This window comes from Roseateles toxinivorans, assembly GCF_004362525.1.
GTDB classification, from domain to species: Bacteria; Pseudomonadota; Gammaproteobacteria; order Burkholderiales; family Burkholderiaceae_C; genus Paucibacter; species Paucibacter toxinivorans.
The window spans coordinates 1,192,150-1,208,165 of sequence record NZ_SNXS01000002.1 but is presented as its reverse complement, the minus strand read 5'-3'; the positions used below and the strand labels follow the sequence as shown (position 1 = coordinate 1,208,165).

Below are 16,016 nucleotides of genomic sequence, written 5' to 3'. Positions count from 1 at the left end.
TTCCGGGGAATTTGCGGCCTACCAGCCCAGCGGCTGCCCGTCGTAATTGAAAAAGCCGCCGTTGTCGGCCGCCGTGAGTCGGGACAGCACGCCACGCATGCCCGCCACGCTGGTGCGCGCATCAATGTCGGCGCCGTCACCGCCCATCTCGGTGCGCACCCAGCCGGGGTGGAGGCTGACGCAGACGGCCTTGCCGTCGAGCACCAGCGAGGCATCCTTCAGCACCGAGTTGAGTGCCGCCTTGGACGCGCGGTACAGCCAGCCCCCGGTGGCCGTGCGCAGCGAGATCGAGCCCATCCGCGAGGAAATCACGGCCAGGCGCGCGCCCGGAGCCAGTGCATCGACCAGCTGCGGCATCACACGCATGGGCCCCAGCACATTGGTGTGCATCACCTCGTCGAAATCCGCCTCGGTGGGAGTTTGCAGGCCGCCGGTGCGCGGGCCGTAGACGCCGGCCACGATCACCACCTCGTCGAACTGGTGGCCGTCGATCTGCCAGGCCAGGCCCGAGGCGCTGGCTGTGTCAGCAACATCCAGTCTCAGTGCCGTCGCTCCCAGGTCGCTGAGCGCCACCAGCGCGGCATCGCTGCGTGCCGTGGCCACCACCTGGGCGCCGGCGGCACGGTACTGGCGCACGAATTCCAGCCCTATGCCGCGCGATGCGCCGACGATCAGAATCTGCGCCATCAGATCAGCTCGACGCCCACGGCGGTGGCCTCGCCACCCCCGATGCACAGCGCCGCCACACCGCGCTTCAGCCCGCGGTGCTTCAGCGCACCCAGCAGGGTGACGATGATGCGGGCGCCCGAGGCGCCGATCGGGTGGCCCAGCGCGCAGGCGCCGCCGTTGACGTTGACGATCTCGTGCGGCAGCTTGAACTCGGCCATCGCGGCCATGGTCACGGCGGCAAAGGCTTCATTGACCTCCCACAGATCGACGCTCTTGGCCTCCCAGCCATTCTTGGCCAACAGCTTCTGGATCGCCCCGACCGGCGCGGTGGTGAACCAGGCCGGCGCATTGGCATGCACGGCCGTGCCGACGATGCGGGCCACCGGCGACAGGCCCAGCTTGGCGGCGGTGCTCTCGCGCATCAGCACCATCGCGGCGGCGCCGTCGGAGATGCTGGACGAGGTGGCGGCGGTGATCGTGCCGTCCTTCTTGAACGCGGGCTTCAGGCCGGCGATCTTGTCCAGCTTGGCCTTGAAGGGCTGCTCGTCCTTGCTGAAGACGGTGTCACCGGCGCGGCCGGCCACCGTCACCGGGGCCATTTCCCAGGCGAAGCTGCCATCGGTGTTGGCCCGCTGGGCGCGCTCGGTCGAGGCAATCGCGAAGGCATCCTGCGCCTCGCGGGTGAAGGCGTACTTGTCGACGCACTGCTCGGCGAACACACCCATGGCCTTGCCGCGCTCGTAGGCATCTTCCAGGCCGTCCATGGCCATGTGGTCATACATCTGCGCGGCGCCGTACTTGACGCCCTTGCGCGCGAACATCAGGTGCGGGGCATTGGTCATGCTCTCCATGCCGCCGGCGATCAGGATGTCGGCACTCTCGGCCTTCAGGGTGTCATGGGCGAACATCGTCGCGCGCATGCCGGCGCCGCACATCTTGGACAGCGTCACCGCGCCCACCGACTGCGGCAGGCCGGCCTTCAGCACCGCCTGGCGGGCCGGCGCCTGGCCCTGGCCCGCCATCAGGCAGTTGCCGATGAAGGCTTCCTGTATCGCGTCGCCAGGCACGCCGGCGCGCTCGACCGCAGCCTTGATGGCAACGGCACCCAGCTCCCAGGCCGCCAGGCCTGCAAAATCACCCAGCAGGCCGCCGATGGGCGTGCGGGCGGCGGAAACGATCACGATGGGGTCGGACATGACAAAGCTCCTGGTCACGGGTCAGAAAGAAGCGCTATTGTGCTCCCGCAGTTTACGTAAACGTCAACCACAGCGATGAAACACCCGGCGCCCGCTCAGGTAATCGCGTGCCGCCCGAAACGGCGGTGCGGGTCGTAGGGAAACACATCGTGCACGTGGCCGGCCAGGATGCGTGCCTTGTGCGCTTGCCAGAACGCCGCGTCCAGCAGCTCGGCATGATGCTTCATGAAGATGCCGCGCACGCTGGGGTTGCCGAGCAGAAAAGGGCCGAAGGTCTCGGGGAAGACATCGCGCGGTCCGACCGTGTACCAGACCTCGGCGGACATCTCTTCCTCCTCGTTGCGCGGCTCGGGAACCTTGCGGAAGTTGCAGTCGGTCAGATACTCGATCTCGTCGTAGTCGTAGAACACGACCTTGCCATGGCGCGTCACGCCGAAGTTCTTCCACAGCATGTCGCCCGGGAAGATATTCGCCGCCACCAGGTCCTTGATGGCATTGCCGTACTCGATCACCGCATGCTCCAGCTGCTCGGGTCTGGCGTCCTGCAGGTAGATGTTCAGCGGCACCATGCGTCGCTCGATATAGACATGCCTGAGCACGATGTCGTCACCGCTCTCCTCCAGCAGGCTGGGGCAGAAGTGCTGGATCTCGGCCAGCAGCTCGGGCTCGAAACGCTGGCGCGGGAAGGCCACATTGGAGAACTCCAGCGTATCGGCCATGCGGCCCACCCGGTCGTGCTGCTTAACCAGCAGGTACTTGCGCTTGATGGTCTCGCGCGTGGTGTTCTCCTTCTGCGGCGGATAGAAGTCCTTGATCAGTTTGAACACAAAGGGGAAGGACGGCAGGTCGAACACAAGCATCACCATGCCCTTGATGCCCGGGGCGATGCGGAAGCGGTCGCCCGAGTGGCGCAGGTGGTAGAGGAAGTCGCGGTAGAACAGGTTCTTGCCGTGCTTCTGCAGGCCCAGCGCGTTGTAGATCTCGGCACGCGGCTTTCTGGGCATCATCGAGCGCAGGAATTGCACATAGGCCGACGGTATCTCCATGTCCACCATGAAGTAGGCGCGGGCAAAGCTGAACAGCATCAGCAGATCGTCCTCGCCGAACAGCAGGGCATCGATGTAGTAGCGGCCCTCCTCATTCCTCAGTATCGGCAGCGCGAACGGCAGCTCGCTGAAGCCATTGATGAACTTGCCCACCACATAGGCGCCCTTGTTGCGGAAGAACAGCGAGCTCAAGACCTGGATCTGGAAGTTGGCGCGGGCGCGGAAGTCGGCGCCCAGGTGGCGGTTGACCGTCGCCAGCACCAGGGCCACATCGCGGGCCAGATCGACGAACTCGCCCTGCAGCTGGAAGTTGGTGATGCAGCGGGACAGCGCGTCCTGCAGGCTGTCGCGGGTCGGGTAGTAGGCACGGTAGGTGGGCTGGGAGGCCGGCTCGTCGTTCTCGATGTACTCGGTCGAGACCGCCGGCCGCACGAAGATGAAGTCGTTGTGGAAGTAGCTGTGGTGCAGCATCCGCGTCGTCACCGAGTTGAAGAAAGTCTCGGCCAGTTCCGGCTGGTGGTGATTGACGAGCAGGCCGATGTAATGCAACTTGACCTGATGCCACAGGTCCATGGCCAGGGTGCTGGCCGCGTAGTCCCGCTCCAGCGCCAGCGCCGCTTCCTCGACCCGCCTGTCATAGAACTCGATGCGCAGCGCCTGGGCGCGCTGCTGGCCATGCCAGTCGCCCCGCTCGAAGCGCTGCTTGGCCAGGGCGCTGGTGCCGCGGAACAGGCGGTAGTGGGTGTTGAAACCATCGAGCATCGCCGCGGCGATGTCATAGGCGCGGGTATCGGTCAGCTCGCGCGGAAACATGACGCACTCCTGTTGGCGTTGGCACGGAACAGTGTAAGCAAGCCTCGGCCACCGGCGGTGTCGCGGCCGCCTGGCTGGCAAAAACGCAGGCGAACGCTGCACCCCGGCCCGCAAATCCGCGCTATGCTGTGGCCAACCAAGCGCCTGGACAGCCAAGTGGAAGACGACTTTCTACAACTTTTGGACGACGAGGGCGCCGGCGCGTCTCAACATGGCAAGCACCGGCCCGGCCCCTGGCAGGTGCTGATCGTTGATGATGACCAGGGCGTGCACGACGCCACCGTGCTGGCCCTGCAGGGCCCGACGGTGCTCGGCCGGCAGCTGAAGTTCCTGCACGCCTTCTCGGCCGCCCAGGCGCTGGAGGTGCTGAAGCGCGAGACCGATGTGGCCGTCGTCTTTCTTGACGTTGTCATGGAAACCGCCGACGCCGGCCTGGGCATCGTCGGCACGATACGTGAGCAGTTGGGCCTGACCCGGCTGCGCATCGTGCTGCGCACCGGCCAGCCGGGCTACGCGCCCGACCTGGAAGTCATCACCCGCTACGACATCAATGACTACCGCGTCAAGAGCGAGCTGACGCGCAGCCGCCTGTTCACTACCCTGGTCGCCTCGCTGCGCGCCTATGACCAGCTGTGCCGGCTGGATGCCACCCGCGACGGACTGGAGAAGATCGTCAAGGCCAGCGCCCAGTTCATCGCCGAGGACGGCCTGCGCTCCTTCTCCGAGGGCGTGATCACCCAGATTGCCGGCCTGATCGGCCTGGCGCCCGAGGGCCTGGTCTGCTGCGAGGTCAATCGCGACGCGGAAGACGGTGTCGAGCACGAGCGCTTTCGCGTCGTTGCCGCCGCCGGCCGCTACCGCCAGTACATCGACCAGGACATCTCCTCGATTGGCGATGTGCGCATCGTCCATCTGCTGACCCGCTGCCTGCACGAGCGGCGCAATCTGCTCGAGGACGACGGCGTGGCACTGTATTTCCCGGTGCACGAGAACAATGCCCTGGCCGCCTTCATCGACACCGACGGCCCGGTCAGCCAGGTGGACCACTATCTGCTGGACGTGTTCTGCACCAATATCGGCCTGTGCGCCGCCAACGTGGCCCTGGTCACCGAGCTGCGCACGCAGGCGTATTTCGACCGCCTGGTGGCCCTGCCCAACCGCGCTGCCATGGTCAACGAACTCGACACCCGCCTGGCCGGGGCCGACCGGCAAAGCTACTCGCTGGCCCTGCTTGATGTCGATGCCTTTGCCGAAACCAATGACCTGCTGGGCCACCAGTACGGCGACCAGCTCTTGATGGCCATCGCCCGCCGCCTGCGCGAGGCCCTGCCCGACTGCTTCGTCGCCCGCGTCTCGGGCGATGTGTTCGGCGTGCTGGGCCCCAGCAACCAGCTGACCGACGACTGCCTTTACGGCGTGTTCCACACGCCGCCCAAGGTCGGGGGCTTCGAGCGCCCGGTGACCTTCTCGATCGGCCTGGCCGATCTGCGCGACATGACCGGCTCGGCGCTGGATGGCATCAAGGACGCCCATATCGCCTTGAAGCGGGCGAAGAGCGCCGGCCAGGGCCAGTTCGCCCACTACACCACGGCCATCGCCACCGAGACGCGCGACCGCACCCGGCTGCTGCAGGACCTGCGCATGGCCTTCAGCCATGGGCTGCTGTTCCCCCACTACCAGCCGCAGTTCGATCTGAAGAGCGGCAAGGTGGTCGGCTTCGAGGCCTTGCTGCGCTGGCGCACCGAGGAGGGTCAGTTCATACCGCCCGACCGCTTCATACCGGTGGCCGAGCAGTCCGGGCTCATCGTCGCCATGGGCGCCCAGGTGCTGAACAATGCGCTGGCGGCGCTGAAAACCATCCACCAGGCCGGCTTTCCGGGCCTGCGCATGGCGGTCAATGTGTCGGTGATGCAGATGCGCCAGCCCAATTTCGTGGCCATGGTGCAGTCGGCACTGGAAGCCAGCGGCGTGGCGCCGCAGGAGCTGGAGCTGGAGGTCACCGAATCGGTGGCCGCGCTGGGCATGGAGGTGATGGTCGAGCGGCTGCAGACGCTGCGCTCCACCGGCATCGCGATTGCCATCGATGACTTCGGCACCGGCTTTTCGTCACTGAGCTATCTGGACCAGTTGCCGGCCGACCGCGTCAAGATCGACCGCGCCTTTGTCAACGCACTGGACAGCGGCACCGGAGGCCGCATTGCCGACATGATCGTGCCCCTGGGCCACAAGATTGGCCTGAAGGTGCTGGCCGAAGGCGTCGAGACCGAAGCGCAGGCCAACATCCTGCTGGAGCTGGGCTGCGACGAGGTGCAGGGCTATCTGTATGGCCGGCCGATGCCGCTCGACGCGCTGCTGGACTGGCTGGCCAAGCAGCCGAGCTGAAATGCCGGATCAGCCGGGGCTGTAGCGGCCCTTGATGCCGTCCAGCGCCCGCGCATAGGCCTCATCAACCTCGGCCGCATTGGCAACCGTCATATTCATGTCCTTCAGCAGGCCGTTGTGCAGGCCATAGACCCAGCCGTGGACGACCACCTGCTGGCCACGCAGCCAGGCATCGCGCACCACCGTGGTCTGGCAGGCGTTGAGCGCCTGCTCCAGCACGTTGAGCTCGCACAGCGCGTCCATCTGGCGGGGCTGTTCGGTCAAGCTGCTGAGCCAGGGCCAGTGCTTGTTGCGCACGTCCTGCACGTGGCGCAGCCAGTTGTCCACCAGACCCACACGCGCATCGGTCAGCGCGGCCTTGACGCCGCCGCAGCCGGAGTGGCCGACGACCATGATGTGCTTGACCTTCAGCTCGTCGATGGCGAACTGCATCACCGACAGGCAGTTGAGGTCGGAGTGCACGACGACATTGGCCACATTGCGGTGCACGAACAACTCGCCCGGCAGCAGATTCACCAGCTCGTTGGCCGGCACGCGGCTGTCGGCACAGCCTATCCACAGATACTGCGGGCTCTGCTGCTTCAGCAGACGGGTAAAGAAGCCGGGCTCACGCGCTTCGGTCGCGTCGGCCCACTGTTGGTTGCGGTCAAACAGTTCTTGCAGGTTTTGGCTCATGGTCAGATTGTCGCGGAGTCCTGTTACATCGTCTCCGCGAACAGCTCGCGGCCTATCAGCATGCGGCGGATCTCGCTGGTGCCGGCGCCGATCTCGTACAGCTTGGCGTCGCGCCACAAACGGCCCAGCGGGTACTCGTTGATATAGCCATTGCCACCAAAGATCTGCACGCCCTCGCCGGCCATCCAGGTGGCCTTTTCGGCGCACCAGAGGATGACGGAGGCGCAGTCCTTGCGCACCTGGCGCACATGCTCGGCGCCCAGCAGGTCGAGGTTCTTGGCCACCGTGTAGGCGAATGACCGGCCGGCCTGCAGCACGGTGTACATGTCCGCCACCTTGCCCTGGATCAGCTGGAATTCACCGATGCTCTGGCCGAACTGCTTGCGGTCGTGAATGTAGGGAATGACGTTGTCCATCACGCTTTGCATGATGCCCAGCGGGCCGCCGGTGAGCACGGCGCGTTCGTAGTCGAGGCCGCTCATCAAGACCTTGGCGCCACCGTTCACAGCGCCCAGCACGTTCTCGGCCGGCACCTCGACATCTCTGAACACCAACTCACCGGTGTGCGAGCCGCGCATGCCCAGCTTGTCGAGCTTCTGCGCAATGCTGAAGCCCTTCATACCCTTCTCGATCAGGAAGGCCGTCACACCGCGCGCGCCCAGCTCGGGCTCGCTCTTGGCATAGACCACCAGGGTGTCGGCATCGGGGCCGTTGGTGATCCACATCTTGTTGCCGTTGAGCAGGTAGTAGCCGCCCCCGGGTCCATCTTTATGTTCGGCCTTCAGCTTCATGGAAATGACGTCGGAACCGGCGCCCGGCTCGCTCATCGCCAGCGCGCCGACATGCTCGCCGGAGATCAGCTTGGGCAGGTACTTGGCCTTCTGCGCGGCGCTGCCGTTGCGCTTGATCTGATTCACGCAGAGATTGCTGTGCGCGCCATAGCTCAGGCCCACCGAGGCCGAGGCGCGGCTGATCTCCTCCATCGCGATCATGTGCGCCAGATAGCCCATGTTGGCGCCACCGTACTCCTCGCTGACGGTGATGCCCAGCACGCCCAGGTCACCCATCTTGCGCCACAGGTCCATCGGGAACTGGTCGCTACGGTCGATCTCGGCCGCGCGAGGCGCGATCTCGGCTTGGGCAAAGTCGCGCACCGCATCGCGCAGCGCATCAATGTCTTCGCCGAGTTGGAAGTTCAGGCCGGGCAGGTTCATTGGGTGTCTCCTAAAAACAGGTAATCGATCAATGTTTGAGGCCGTCGCGGCCCAGCACCGTCATCACGGTGGCGTTCATGCTGGCCACCAATTTTTTCTCGGATTCGGGCGTCTCGGCGCCGGTATAGCCCCAGGCCCGACCCTCCACCACGCTGATGGTACGACCGGCCTTGAGCACCTGGCCCTCGAATCTGAAGAAGGGGCCACGCGCCGGCGACAGCAGATTGATCTTGAATTCGATCGTCAGCACGGCCGCATCCACAGGCATCAGGCTGAAGGCGGCATAGCCGCAGGCCGAGTCCAGCGCCGTGGCGACGATGCCGGCATGCAGGAAGCCATGCTGCTGCGTCAGCTCGGGCCGGTGGCCCATGGTCATCAGCACGCGGCCGGCCTCCACGGCCTCCAGCTCGGCACCCAGCGTCTGCATCACCGCCTGGCGGGCAAAGGAGTCGCGCACGCGCTGGGCGAACTGGTCATCGGCGGCTTGCAGCATGGCGGCTCCGGTTGAGTTTGGTTGACGTTTACGTAAACGTCAATTTGGCGAAGATTCTAAACGTGGAATTCGCTACGGCACTGTCAGGCGGCGGAATCCGCCGCGGCTTTGGGCGTCGGCTTGGTCTTGCGCTCGGCACGCTGGGCCTCGCTCAGCAGGCCCTTGCAGCGCTCCTCGTGCTGGGTGATCTCGGCCAGGGTGATCTCGATGTCTTCCAGCTGGCGCGCCAGCTGCTCGCGATGGGCGTTCAGCACGGCCAGAAAGGCCTTCAGCTGCTGGGTGGTGTCGCCCGACGAGTCGTACATGTCCACCAGCTGCTTGATCTCCTGCAGGCTCAGGCCCAGACGCTTGCCGCGCAGGGTCAGCTTCAGCCGCGTGCGATCGCGATGGGTGTAGACGCGGTTGCGGCCGGCACGGGCCGGTTCCAGCAGGCCCATGTCCTCATAAAAGCGGATGGCGCGCGGCGTGACGTCGAACTCGGCCGCCAGCTCGGTGATGGTGAAGGTGCGATTGGCACCCTCTTTGCTCGCGCGGGTTTCGGTGCTCATGGCTACACTCGACTCACATTGACGTTAACGTAAACGGAAGTTTAATGCGCTTGCGGGATGGACCTTGCCGTTTTTCGGCAAGCTCTGTCCCCAACTGACTGGAAAAGCACATGGCCAATCTCAAAGAGTCGGAATTGCACTACCCCCTGGGCGACGCCCTGCCCGCACCCGGCGAGGTGCTCGAGCTGGCGCCCGGCGTGCGCTGGTTGCGCATGGGCCTTCCGTTCGCGCTGGACCACATCAACCTCTGGCTGCTGCGCGACGAGCTGGACGGCGCACAGGGCTGGTCCATCGTGGACTGCGGCGTCAGCAATGACGCCACCCGCGCCGCCTGGGAGCAGGTGTTCGCCAACCACCTCGACGGCCTGCCGGTGCTGCGCGTCATCGTCACCCACTTCCATCCCGACCATATGGGCCTGGCCCACTGGCTGACCGAGCGCTGGAACTGCCGGATGTGGATCAGCGCCACCGACTACAACGTCGGCCGCATGGCCAGCCAGAGCACGGTGGGCATGGGCGGCGAGGCGGCTGCGCGCTTCTTCGGCAGCCACGGGCTGACGGACCCGGAGTCGCTGGAGAAGATACGCGGCCGCGCCAGCTACTACCCCAGCATGGTACCGGCCGTGCCCTCAAGCTTTCGCCGGCTCATGGACGGGCTGCAGGTTCGCATCGGCGATCATGACTGGCGCTGCATCGCCGGCTACGGCCACGCGCCCGAGCATATGGCGCTGTATTCGCCGCATCACCAGATCCTGATCTCCGGCGATATGGTGCTGCCACGCATCTCGACCAATGTCAGCGTCGTCGATGTGGAGCCCGAGGCCGATCCGCTGTCCCTCTACCTGACCTCGATCAGTCGCCTCGGTGAACTACCGACAGATACCCTGGTCCTGCCTTCGCATGGCAAGCCCTTCACCGGCCTGCACCAGCGCGTGGCCCAGCTGCACGAGCACCATGAGGAACGGCTGGCCGAGGTGCTGGAGGCCTGCAAGAGCGCTCCGCGCTGCGCCGCCGAGCTGCTGGACCTGCTGTTCAAGCGCAAGCTGGACCTGCACCAGACCACCTTCGCAATGGGCGAGTCGGTCGCCCATCTGCACACGCTGTGGCTGGCCGGTCTGGTCAGACGCCGACGGGATCAAGACGGCATCATCCGCTTCGGCTTGTAGAAGGCCAAGGAAAAAAGGCGCTTGAGAAGCCGGAAAACCCGGTCCTCAAGCGCCTTTTCGTTCTGATCGGGTGCATCGGTCATCGCCCTCCCAAGCGTTGACCCGATGCGTACTGCCCCCTCTCAGGCTCGCGGCCCAACTCCCTGGCCCGGCGCGAGTTCTCCTCCCCACACACTCCCTGATCGCCGCCCGGCCAATCTGACTGATATGGCCGTTTGGCTTGCCGTGATGACAGCAGTGCGAGCAGTGTGCCCAGGCCATCAGGGAGGGACAACCCCCCCCCTAAAGGGGGATGAAACTGCTTGGCAAGATCAAGTAACTGCGCAAGGCGCAATAATGCTAAAAACTCAGTCGAGTATCGGCGCGTGCTCGCGCTTTAGCGAGCCGCGCAGCTGCTGGTAGTCGGGCACCACCGAGCGCACCACCTCCCAGAAGCGGGGGCTGTGGTTCATCTCGCGCAGATGGGCCAGCTCATGAGCCACCACATAATCGATGGTGGCCTGGGCGAAGTGAATCAGCCGCCAGTTCAGCCGTATCGAGCCATCGGCGCTGGCGCTGCCCCAGCGGGTCTGAGCCGAGCTCAGCGAGAGCTTGCTCATGCGCACGCCCAGTTGCGCCGCAAAGTGCTGGCAGCGCAGCAAAAACAGCTGGCGCGCCTGGCGCTGCAGCCAGCTCTGCACGATGTCGCGTATCTGCTCGGGCGTCGCGGTCTGCGGCAGGCCCACATGCAGGGTCAGGCCCGAGACCAGGCCCGCCTGCTCGCCATCGTCACCGTTGCTGAGCCGCGCCGCCCCCGGCGCGCCGGCGGCACGCGGGTCCAGCACCACCACCATGGCCTCGCCCAGATAGGGGATGCTGACGCCGTCGCGCCACTCGACGCGGGCCGATTGCAGCCGCCTGGCCCGCTCGCGCTGCTCGTGCAGCTTGCGCAGAATCCAGCCGTGCTTGGACTGCAGAGCCTGGTTGATGTCGCCCAGCGGCACCCATTTGGGCGCGCTGACGCGCAGGCCTTCCTCGTCGATTGTGAACCCGATGCTGCGCCGCTTGGCACGCCGCAGCTCGTAGCCGACCAGGTGCTCGCCAAGCCTCACCTCGTGATGGGCGCGCGGATGGCGGTAGCTGGAGGGAGCTTCTGGCGCGGCCGCCTTGGGCCCAGGGAAGGGCAGCGGCGCGGGCAGCGAGCTCTGCACCGGGTGCATGTCCATATCGAAGAGCGAGAGCTGTGCGGTGACGGTCGCGGCGGGCTGCATGGACCGTCAGTTTATGTCAGTGAGCGGCGGCCGTATCGCCGGCATGGGGCGTGCTCAGATAGGCCTCGGGGTCGATGCGACGCATCTCGGCCTCGATCCAGTGCTCGACCTCGCGCATCAACTCATCGGGCTGGCGGCCCACCGACGGGATGGGCTTGCCGATGACCACGTCGATCAGCCCCGGCTTGAGCAGAAAGCTCTTGCGCGGCCAGCACTTGGCCGAGCTGACGGCGATGGGCACCACCGGCACGCCGACGGCAATCGCCAGCCGCGTGCCGCCGGCCTTGTATTCGCCCTTGCCACCACGCGGCGCGCGCGTGCCCTCGGGGAACATGATGACCCAGTTGCCCTGGCCCATCAAGCGCTTGCCCTGCTCGGCCACTTTGGCCCAGGCCTGCGAGCGCTTGCTGCGGTCGATATGGATCATGTCCATGCGCGACATCGCCCAGCCGAAGAAGGGGATGTAGAGCAGTTCGCGCTTGAACACATAGCACAGCGGGTGCGACATCAGCGCCGGGAACGCAAAAGTCTCCCAGGTCGACAGATGCTTGGACAGCAGCACCACGGCCGACTTGCTGTCCGCCTGGCTGGGCACGTTCTCCATGCCGGTGACGCGGTACTTCACGCCGCAGATCACCTTGGCGCCCCAGATCACCAGCTTCAGCCAGCCGGCGCAAGCCCAGTAGATGACGTTGCCGCGCACAAAGATCGACAGCAGCAGCACGCCCAGCGCCCAAGGCACCACGGTGACCGTCATGTAGAGCACGAACAGCAGGGAACGAATGGCAGACAGCATCAACTGAGGGCTCCGGGAGCGGTAATCGGCGCCATCGCCTCGCCCCGAGCGTCGGCCCGGGCGCGGCGTTCGCGTTGAATCAAATCATCGGCAAAGGCGGCCAGGTCGTCATGTACCTGGGCGCCGGGCACTTGCGCCACTTGCTCGGCCACCTGCTCGTCGCTCAAGGCCGCCAGCTTGCCGGTGCGCACCAGATGCGGCACGCAACCGGCGGCTTTGGCCGTCTGGATGTCGCGCAGGCTGGCACCGACCATATGCACATGGCTCAGATCGACGCCGAAGCGCTCGCCGATCTGCTCGATCAGGCCGGGCAGCGGCTTGCGGCACAGGCAGCCCTCTTCCGGCGCGTGCGGGCAGAAGAAGGCGGCGTCGATGCGTCCGCCCTTCTCGGCCAGCATCTGGTTCAGGCGCAGATGCACGGTGTTCAGCGATGCCATGTCCAGCAGGCCGCGGCCGATGCCGGGCTGGTTGGTGGCCAGCACCGTGTGCCAGCCGGCATGATTGAGCCGGGCCACCGCCTCCAGCGCGCCGGGGATGGGCAGCAGTTCCTCGGGCGACTTGACGTGGTCGTCGCGGAACTCGTTGATCGTGCCATCGCGCCCGAGTATCACGAGCTTGATGGCGTGGGCGTGGTCTATGCGCATCGTGTTCCCCAGCCCGGCAGGCTATGACTCATGCCGCCAATCTTGACAGATCGGCGACGCGGTTCATCGCCTCGTGCAGGTTCTTCAGCAGGCCCAGGCGATTGGCGCGCAGGGCTGCGTCTTCGGCATTGACCATCACGCCGTCGAAGAAGGCATCAACCGGGGCTTTTAGCGCCGCCAGTGCGCGCAGCGAGGCCGCGTAGTCGTGCTGCTCGAACAGGCTGTCGGCCTGCGGACGGATCTGCGCCAGGGCCGCATTCAGCTGCTGCTCGGCCGCCTCCTTCAGCAGGCCGGTATCCACCGCCGAGGGCAGCTCGCCTTCGACTTTTTTCAGGATGTTGGAGACGCGCTTGTTGGCCGCGGCCAGCGAGGCCGCCTCCGGCAGGGCCGCGAAGGCACGCACGGCCTCCAGGCGGCGCGGCACATCGCCCAGGCGTTGCGGCGCCAGGGCCAACACGGCGTCCACTTCCTGGGCGCTGTAGCCCTGGTCGCGCAGCGTCACGGCCAGGCGGTCCTGCATGAAGATCAATAGCGCTTCGGCCGGGTTGGCTATCAGTTCGCCAAAGGCCGGCAAGGCCGATTCGACCAGGGCAGCCAGGTCCAGCGGCAGATTTTTCTCGACCAGGATGCGAATGACGCCCAGCGCATGGCGGCGCAGAGCGAACGGGTCCTTGTCGCCGGTGGGCAGCTGGCCGATGCCGAACAGGCCGACCAGGGTTTCCAGCTTGTCGGCCAGGGCCACCACGGTGCCGGTGTGGTTGCGCGGCAGCGCATCGCCGGCAAAGCGGGGCTTGTAGTGGTCTTCGATGGCAATCGCAACGCCGTCGCGCAGGCCCTCATGGCGGGCGTAGTAGCCACCCATGATGCCCTGCAGCTCCGGAAACTCGCCGACCATATCGGTCAGCAGATCGGTCTTGGCCAGGCGGGCCGCCTGCTGGGCCTTGGCGTCCAGCACCTCGAACTCGTCCTTGGCCTCGGCCGTGTAGGGCACGGTGGCCATGCGCAGCTGGTTGACGATGGCATGGGCAATGGCACGCACGCGCTCGCTGCGCTCGCCCTGGGTACCCAGCTTGCCGTGGTAGACCACCTTGTCAAGACCCGGCACCCGCGATTCCAGTGTCTTCTTGCGATCCTGGTCGAAGAAGAACTTGGCGTCGGACAGGCGCGGCCGCACGACCCGCTCATTGCCCTGGACCACCGCACTGGCGTCGGCCGGGCTGATATTGCTGACGATCAGGAACTGATGCGTCAGTTTGCCCTTGGCATCCAGCAGCGGGAAGTACTTCTGGTTGGCCTTCATCGTCAGGATCAGACATTCCTGCGGCACGCCCAGGAACTCGGGCTCGAACTGGCACAGCAGCACGTTCGGGCGCTCGACCAGGGCCGTGACCTCGTCCAGCAGGGCCTCGTCGTCGATGGGCGTCAGGCCCAGCGGCGCGGCGGCGGCCTGCAGCTGGCGCACGATCTCGGCGCGGCGGGCATCAAAGCTCGCGATCACGGCGCCCTGCTCGGCCATTTGCTTTTCATAGCTGTCGGCATCGCTCAGCACAATGGGCGAAACGCCGGCCTCGAAGCGGTGGCCGGTGGTATTGCGGCCGGCCGTCAGGCCCAGGGCCGAGATCGCAACGACCTCGCCGCCATGCAGGGCCACCAGGCCATGGGCCGGGCGCACGAACTTGACGTCGCTCCAGCCATCGCCCAGCTGATAGGTCATCAGCTTGGGGATGGGCAGCTTGGCCAGCGACTCATCCAGCGCCTTCTGCAGGCCCTCGGCCAGCGTCGCGCCGGCCACCATCGAATCGAGGAACAGCGCCTCGGCCTTGCCGTCAGGTGCACGCTTCAGATTCGGCACGGCTGAGGCGTCGGCGCCCAGCGCGGCCAGCTTCTTCAGCAGGGCCGGCGTGGCATTGCCGCCGGCGTCCAGCGCCACGGCGACGGGCATCAGCTTTTGCTGCACCGAACGGTCGGCGGCCTTGGCGGCGACCTGTGTGACGTGCACGGCCAACCGGCGCGGCGAGGCGAACGAAGTCACGACCGAGGCCTCAGACGTCAGGCCCTGCGCCTTCAGGCTCGCGGCCAGCACCGACGAAAACGCATCGCCCAGCTTCCTCAGCGCCTTGGGCGGCAGCTCTTCGACAAACAACTCGACCAGCAGATTCTGCGTACTCATCTCAGGCAGCCTTCTTCTCGTTCTTCAGGATCAGGGCCAGTACCTCGTCGGCGCGCTCCTTCTGCGCCATCGGGAAACCCAGCCGCGCGCGGCTGTCGAAATAGCTCTTGGCCACCTTGCGCGCGATGTCGCGGATGCGGCCGATGTAGGCGGCGCGCTCGGTCACGCTGATGGCGCCGCGGGCGTCCAGCATATTGAAGCTGTGCGCGGCCTTGAGCAGCTGCTCGTAGGCTGGCAGGGCCAGGTTTTGCTCCATCAGGTACTTGGACTGCTGCTCGTGGCTCGCGAAGGCTCCGAGCAGGAAGTCCACATCCGAATGCTCGAAGTTGTAGGTGCTCTGCTCGACCTCGTTCTGGTGATAGATGTCACCGTAGCTGATGCCCGGCGCGTAGACCAGGTCATAGACGCTTTCGACACCCTGCAGATACATGGCCAGGCGCTCCAGGCCGTAGGTGATCTCGCCGGTGATGGGCTTGCAGTCCAGGCCGCCGACCTGCTGGAAGTAGGTGAACTGCGTCACCTCCATGCCATTGAGCCAGACCTCCCAGCCCAGGCCCCAGCAGCCCAGCGTCGGGTTTTCCCAGTCGTCCTCGACGAAGCGCACATCGTTCTTCTTCAGGTCGAAGCCCAGCGCTTCCAGCGAGCCCAGATACAGCTCCAGGATATTGGCCGGTGCCGGCTTGAGCACGACCTGGTACTGGTAGTAGTGCTGCAGGCGGTTCGGGTTCTCGCCATAGCGGCCGTCCTTGGGGCGGCGGCTGGGCTGCACATAGGCGGCCTTCCAGGGCTCCGGGCCGATGGCGCGCAAAAAGGTGGCGGTGTGGCTGGTGCCCGCGCCGACTTCCATGTCGTAGGGCTGCAGCAGGGCGCAGCCCTGTTGGTCCCAATAGTCTTGCAATTTCAGGATGATTTGCTGGAAGGTCAGCATGGCGCGGAGCTCTCGGTCTAGGCGTA

The 16,016-nt window shown here is 65.8% G+C and carries 14 protein-coding genes; 2 read left to right on the top strand and 12 right to left on the bottom strand.

Annotated elements, in window-relative coordinates; translation table 11 throughout:
• Positions 1–18: 18 nt before the first annotated feature.
• The 3 genes from DES47_RS11200 to aceK form a co-directional block, all read right to left on the bottom strand.
• Positions 19–687 (bottom strand): SDR family oxidoreductase, encoded by a 669-nt coding sequence (locus DES47_RS11200; protein WP_133700723.1) that lies wholly within the window; start codon positions 685–687, stop codon positions 19–21.
• Positions 687–1,865, bottom strand: a complete 1,179-nt coding sequence (locus tag DES47_RS11195) for an acetyl-CoA C-acyltransferase (RefSeq protein ID WP_133700722.1) — start codon at positions 1,863–1,865, stop codon at positions 687–689. Before DES47_RS11195 ends, DES47_RS11200 begins: the two co-directional genes overlap by 1 nt.
• A gap of 95 nt (positions 1,866–1,960) precedes the next feature.
• Positions 1,961–3,724, bottom strand: a complete 1,764-nt coding sequence (aceK, locus tag DES47_RS11190) for a bifunctional isocitrate dehydrogenase kinase/phosphatase (RefSeq protein WP_133700721.1) — start codon at positions 3,722–3,724, stop codon at positions 1,961–1,963.
• A 123-nt stretch (positions 3,725–3,847) separates the two neighbouring features.
• On the opposite strand from aceK, the gene DES47_RS11185 reads away from it, so the two are divergent.
• On the top strand, positions 3,848–6,106 hold the full coding sequence (locus DES47_RS11185) for a putative bifunctional diguanylate cyclase/phosphodiesterase (protein ID WP_133700720.1): 2,259 nt from the start codon (positions 3,848–3,850) through the stop codon (positions 6,104–6,106).
• A gap of 9 nt (positions 6,107–6,115) precedes the next feature.
• Here DES47_RS11185 and can read toward each other — a convergent pair whose 3' ends face one another.
• The 4 genes from can to DES47_RS11165 all read right to left on the bottom strand — a co-directional run bounded on the left by can (position 6,116) and on the right by DES47_RS11165 (position 9,036).
• Positions 6,116–6,781 (bottom strand): carbonate dehydratase, encoded by a 666-nt coding sequence (gene can / locus DES47_RS11180; protein WP_133700719.1) that lies wholly within the window; start codon positions 6,779–6,781, stop codon positions 6,116–6,118.
• A 23-nt stretch (positions 6,782–6,804) separates the two neighbouring features.
• Positions 6,805–7,995, bottom strand: coding sequence for an isovaleryl-CoA dehydrogenase (locus DES47_RS11175; RefSeq protein ID WP_133700718.1), 1,191 nt, complete (start codon positions 7,993–7,995; stop codon positions 6,805–6,807).
• Between the two features lie 28 nt (positions 7,996–8,023).
• Complete coding sequence (locus tag DES47_RS11170; RefSeq protein ID WP_166651959.1) at positions 8,024–8,488, bottom strand: PaaI family thioesterase; 465 nt, start codon at positions 8,486–8,488, stop codon at positions 8,024–8,026.
• Positions 8,489–8,571: 83 nt separating this feature from the next.
• Positions 8,572–9,036, bottom strand: a complete 465-nt coding sequence (locus DES47_RS11165; protein WP_133700717.1) for a MerR family transcriptional regulator — start codon at positions 9,034–9,036, stop codon at positions 8,572–8,574.
• 110 nt (positions 9,037–9,146) lie between these two features.
• On the opposite strand from DES47_RS11165, the gene DES47_RS11160 reads away from it, so the two are divergent.
• Entirely contained in the window at positions 9,147–10,202 is a 1,056-nt protein-coding gene (locus DES47_RS11160) for an MBL fold metallo-hydrolase (RefSeq protein ID WP_133700716.1), read from the top strand.
• Between the two features lie 347 nt (positions 10,203–10,549).
• Here DES47_RS11160 and DES47_RS11155 read toward each other — a convergent pair whose 3' ends face one another.
• The 5 genes from DES47_RS11155 to glyQ are packed head-to-tail and all read right to left on the bottom strand — an operon-like array spanning position 10,550 to position 15,990.
• Positions 10,550–11,452: a M48 family metallopeptidase gene (locus tag DES47_RS11155; protein ID WP_133700715.1), complete on the bottom strand. Its 903-nt coding sequence runs from the start codon at positions 11,450–11,452 to the stop codon at positions 10,550–10,552.
• Positions 11,453–11,468: 16 nt separating this feature from the next.
• The gene (locus DES47_RS11150; RefSeq protein WP_133700714.1) at positions 11,469–12,248 is read right to left on the bottom strand and encodes a lysophospholipid acyltransferase family protein; all 780 of its coding nucleotides are present in this window, start codon (positions 12,246–12,248) and stop codon (positions 11,469–11,471) included.
• Positions 12,248–12,892, bottom strand: coding sequence for a D-glycero-beta-D-manno-heptose 1,7-bisphosphate 7-phosphatase (gene gmhB / locus DES47_RS11145; protein WP_133700713.1), 645 nt, complete (start codon positions 12,890–12,892; stop codon positions 12,248–12,250). Before gmhB ends, DES47_RS11150 begins: the two co-directional genes overlap by 1 nt.
• Before the next feature lie 28 nt (positions 12,893–12,920).
• Positions 12,921–15,062 carry a glycine--tRNA ligase subunit beta gene (gene glyS, locus DES47_RS11140; RefSeq protein WP_133700712.1) on the bottom strand — a complete coding sequence of 714 codons (2,142 nt, stop codon included), beginning with the start codon at positions 15,060–15,062 and terminating at the stop codon, positions 12,921–12,923.
• A 1-nt stretch (position 15,063) separates the two neighbouring features.
• A complete protein-coding gene (gene glyQ, locus DES47_RS11135) occupies positions 15,064–15,990 on the bottom strand; it encodes a glycine--tRNA ligase subunit alpha (RefSeq protein ID WP_133700711.1) in 927 nt (308 codons plus the stop codon).
• Between the last annotated feature and the right edge of the window lie 26 nt (positions 15,991–16,016).

Coding starts and splice junctions, on each gene's coding strand:
- DES47_RS11170 (WP_166651959.1), bottom strand. CDS start 8,488: ATGCTGCAAGCCGCCGATGACCAGTTCGCCCAGCGCGTGCGCGACTCC.
- DES47_RS11150 (WP_133700714.1), bottom strand. CDS start 12,248: ATGCTGTCTGCCATTCGTTCCCTGCTGTTCGTGCTCTACATGACGGTC.
- DES47_RS11185 (WP_133700720.1), top strand. CDS start 3,848: ATGCTGTGGCCAACCAAGCGCCTGGACAGCCAAGTGGAAGACGACTTT.
- DES47_RS11155 (WP_133700715.1), bottom strand. CDS start 11,452: ATGCAGCCCGCCGCGACCGTCACCGCACAGCTCTCGCTCTTCGATATG.
- aceK (WP_133700721.1), bottom strand. CDS start 3,724: ATGTTTCCGCGCGAGCTGACCGATACCCGCGCCTATGACATCGCCGCG.
- gmhB (WP_133700713.1), bottom strand. CDS start 12,892: ATGCGCATAGACCACGCCCACGCCATCAAGCTCGTGATACTCGGGCGC.
- DES47_RS11200 (WP_133700723.1), bottom strand. CDS start 687: ATGGCGCAGATTCTGATCGTCGGCGCATCGCGCGGCATAGGGCTGGAA.
- DES47_RS11165 (WP_133700717.1), bottom strand. CDS start 9,036: ATGAGCACCGAAACCCGCGCGAGCAAAGAGGGTGCCAATCGCACCTTC.
- DES47_RS11195 (WP_133700722.1), bottom strand. CDS start 1,865: ATGTCCGACCCCATCGTGATCGTTTCCGCCGCCCGCACGCCCATCGGC.
- glyS (WP_133700712.1), bottom strand. CDS start 15,062: ATGAGTACGCAGAATCTGCTGGTCGAGTTGTTTGTCGAAGAGCTGCCG.
- DES47_RS11160 (WP_133700716.1), top strand. CDS start 9,147: ATGGCCAATCTCAAAGAGTCGGAATTGCACTACCCCCTGGGCGACGCC.
- DES47_RS11175 (WP_133700718.1), bottom strand. CDS start 7,995: ATGAACCTGCCCGGCCTGAACTTCCAACTCGGCGAAGACATTGATGCG.
- glyQ (WP_133700711.1), bottom strand. CDS start 15,990: ATGCTGACCTTCCAGCAAATCATCCTGAAATTGCAAGACTATTGGGAC.
- can (WP_133700719.1), bottom strand. CDS start 6,781: ATGAGCCAAAACCTGCAAGAACTGTTTGACCGCAACCAACAGTGGGCC.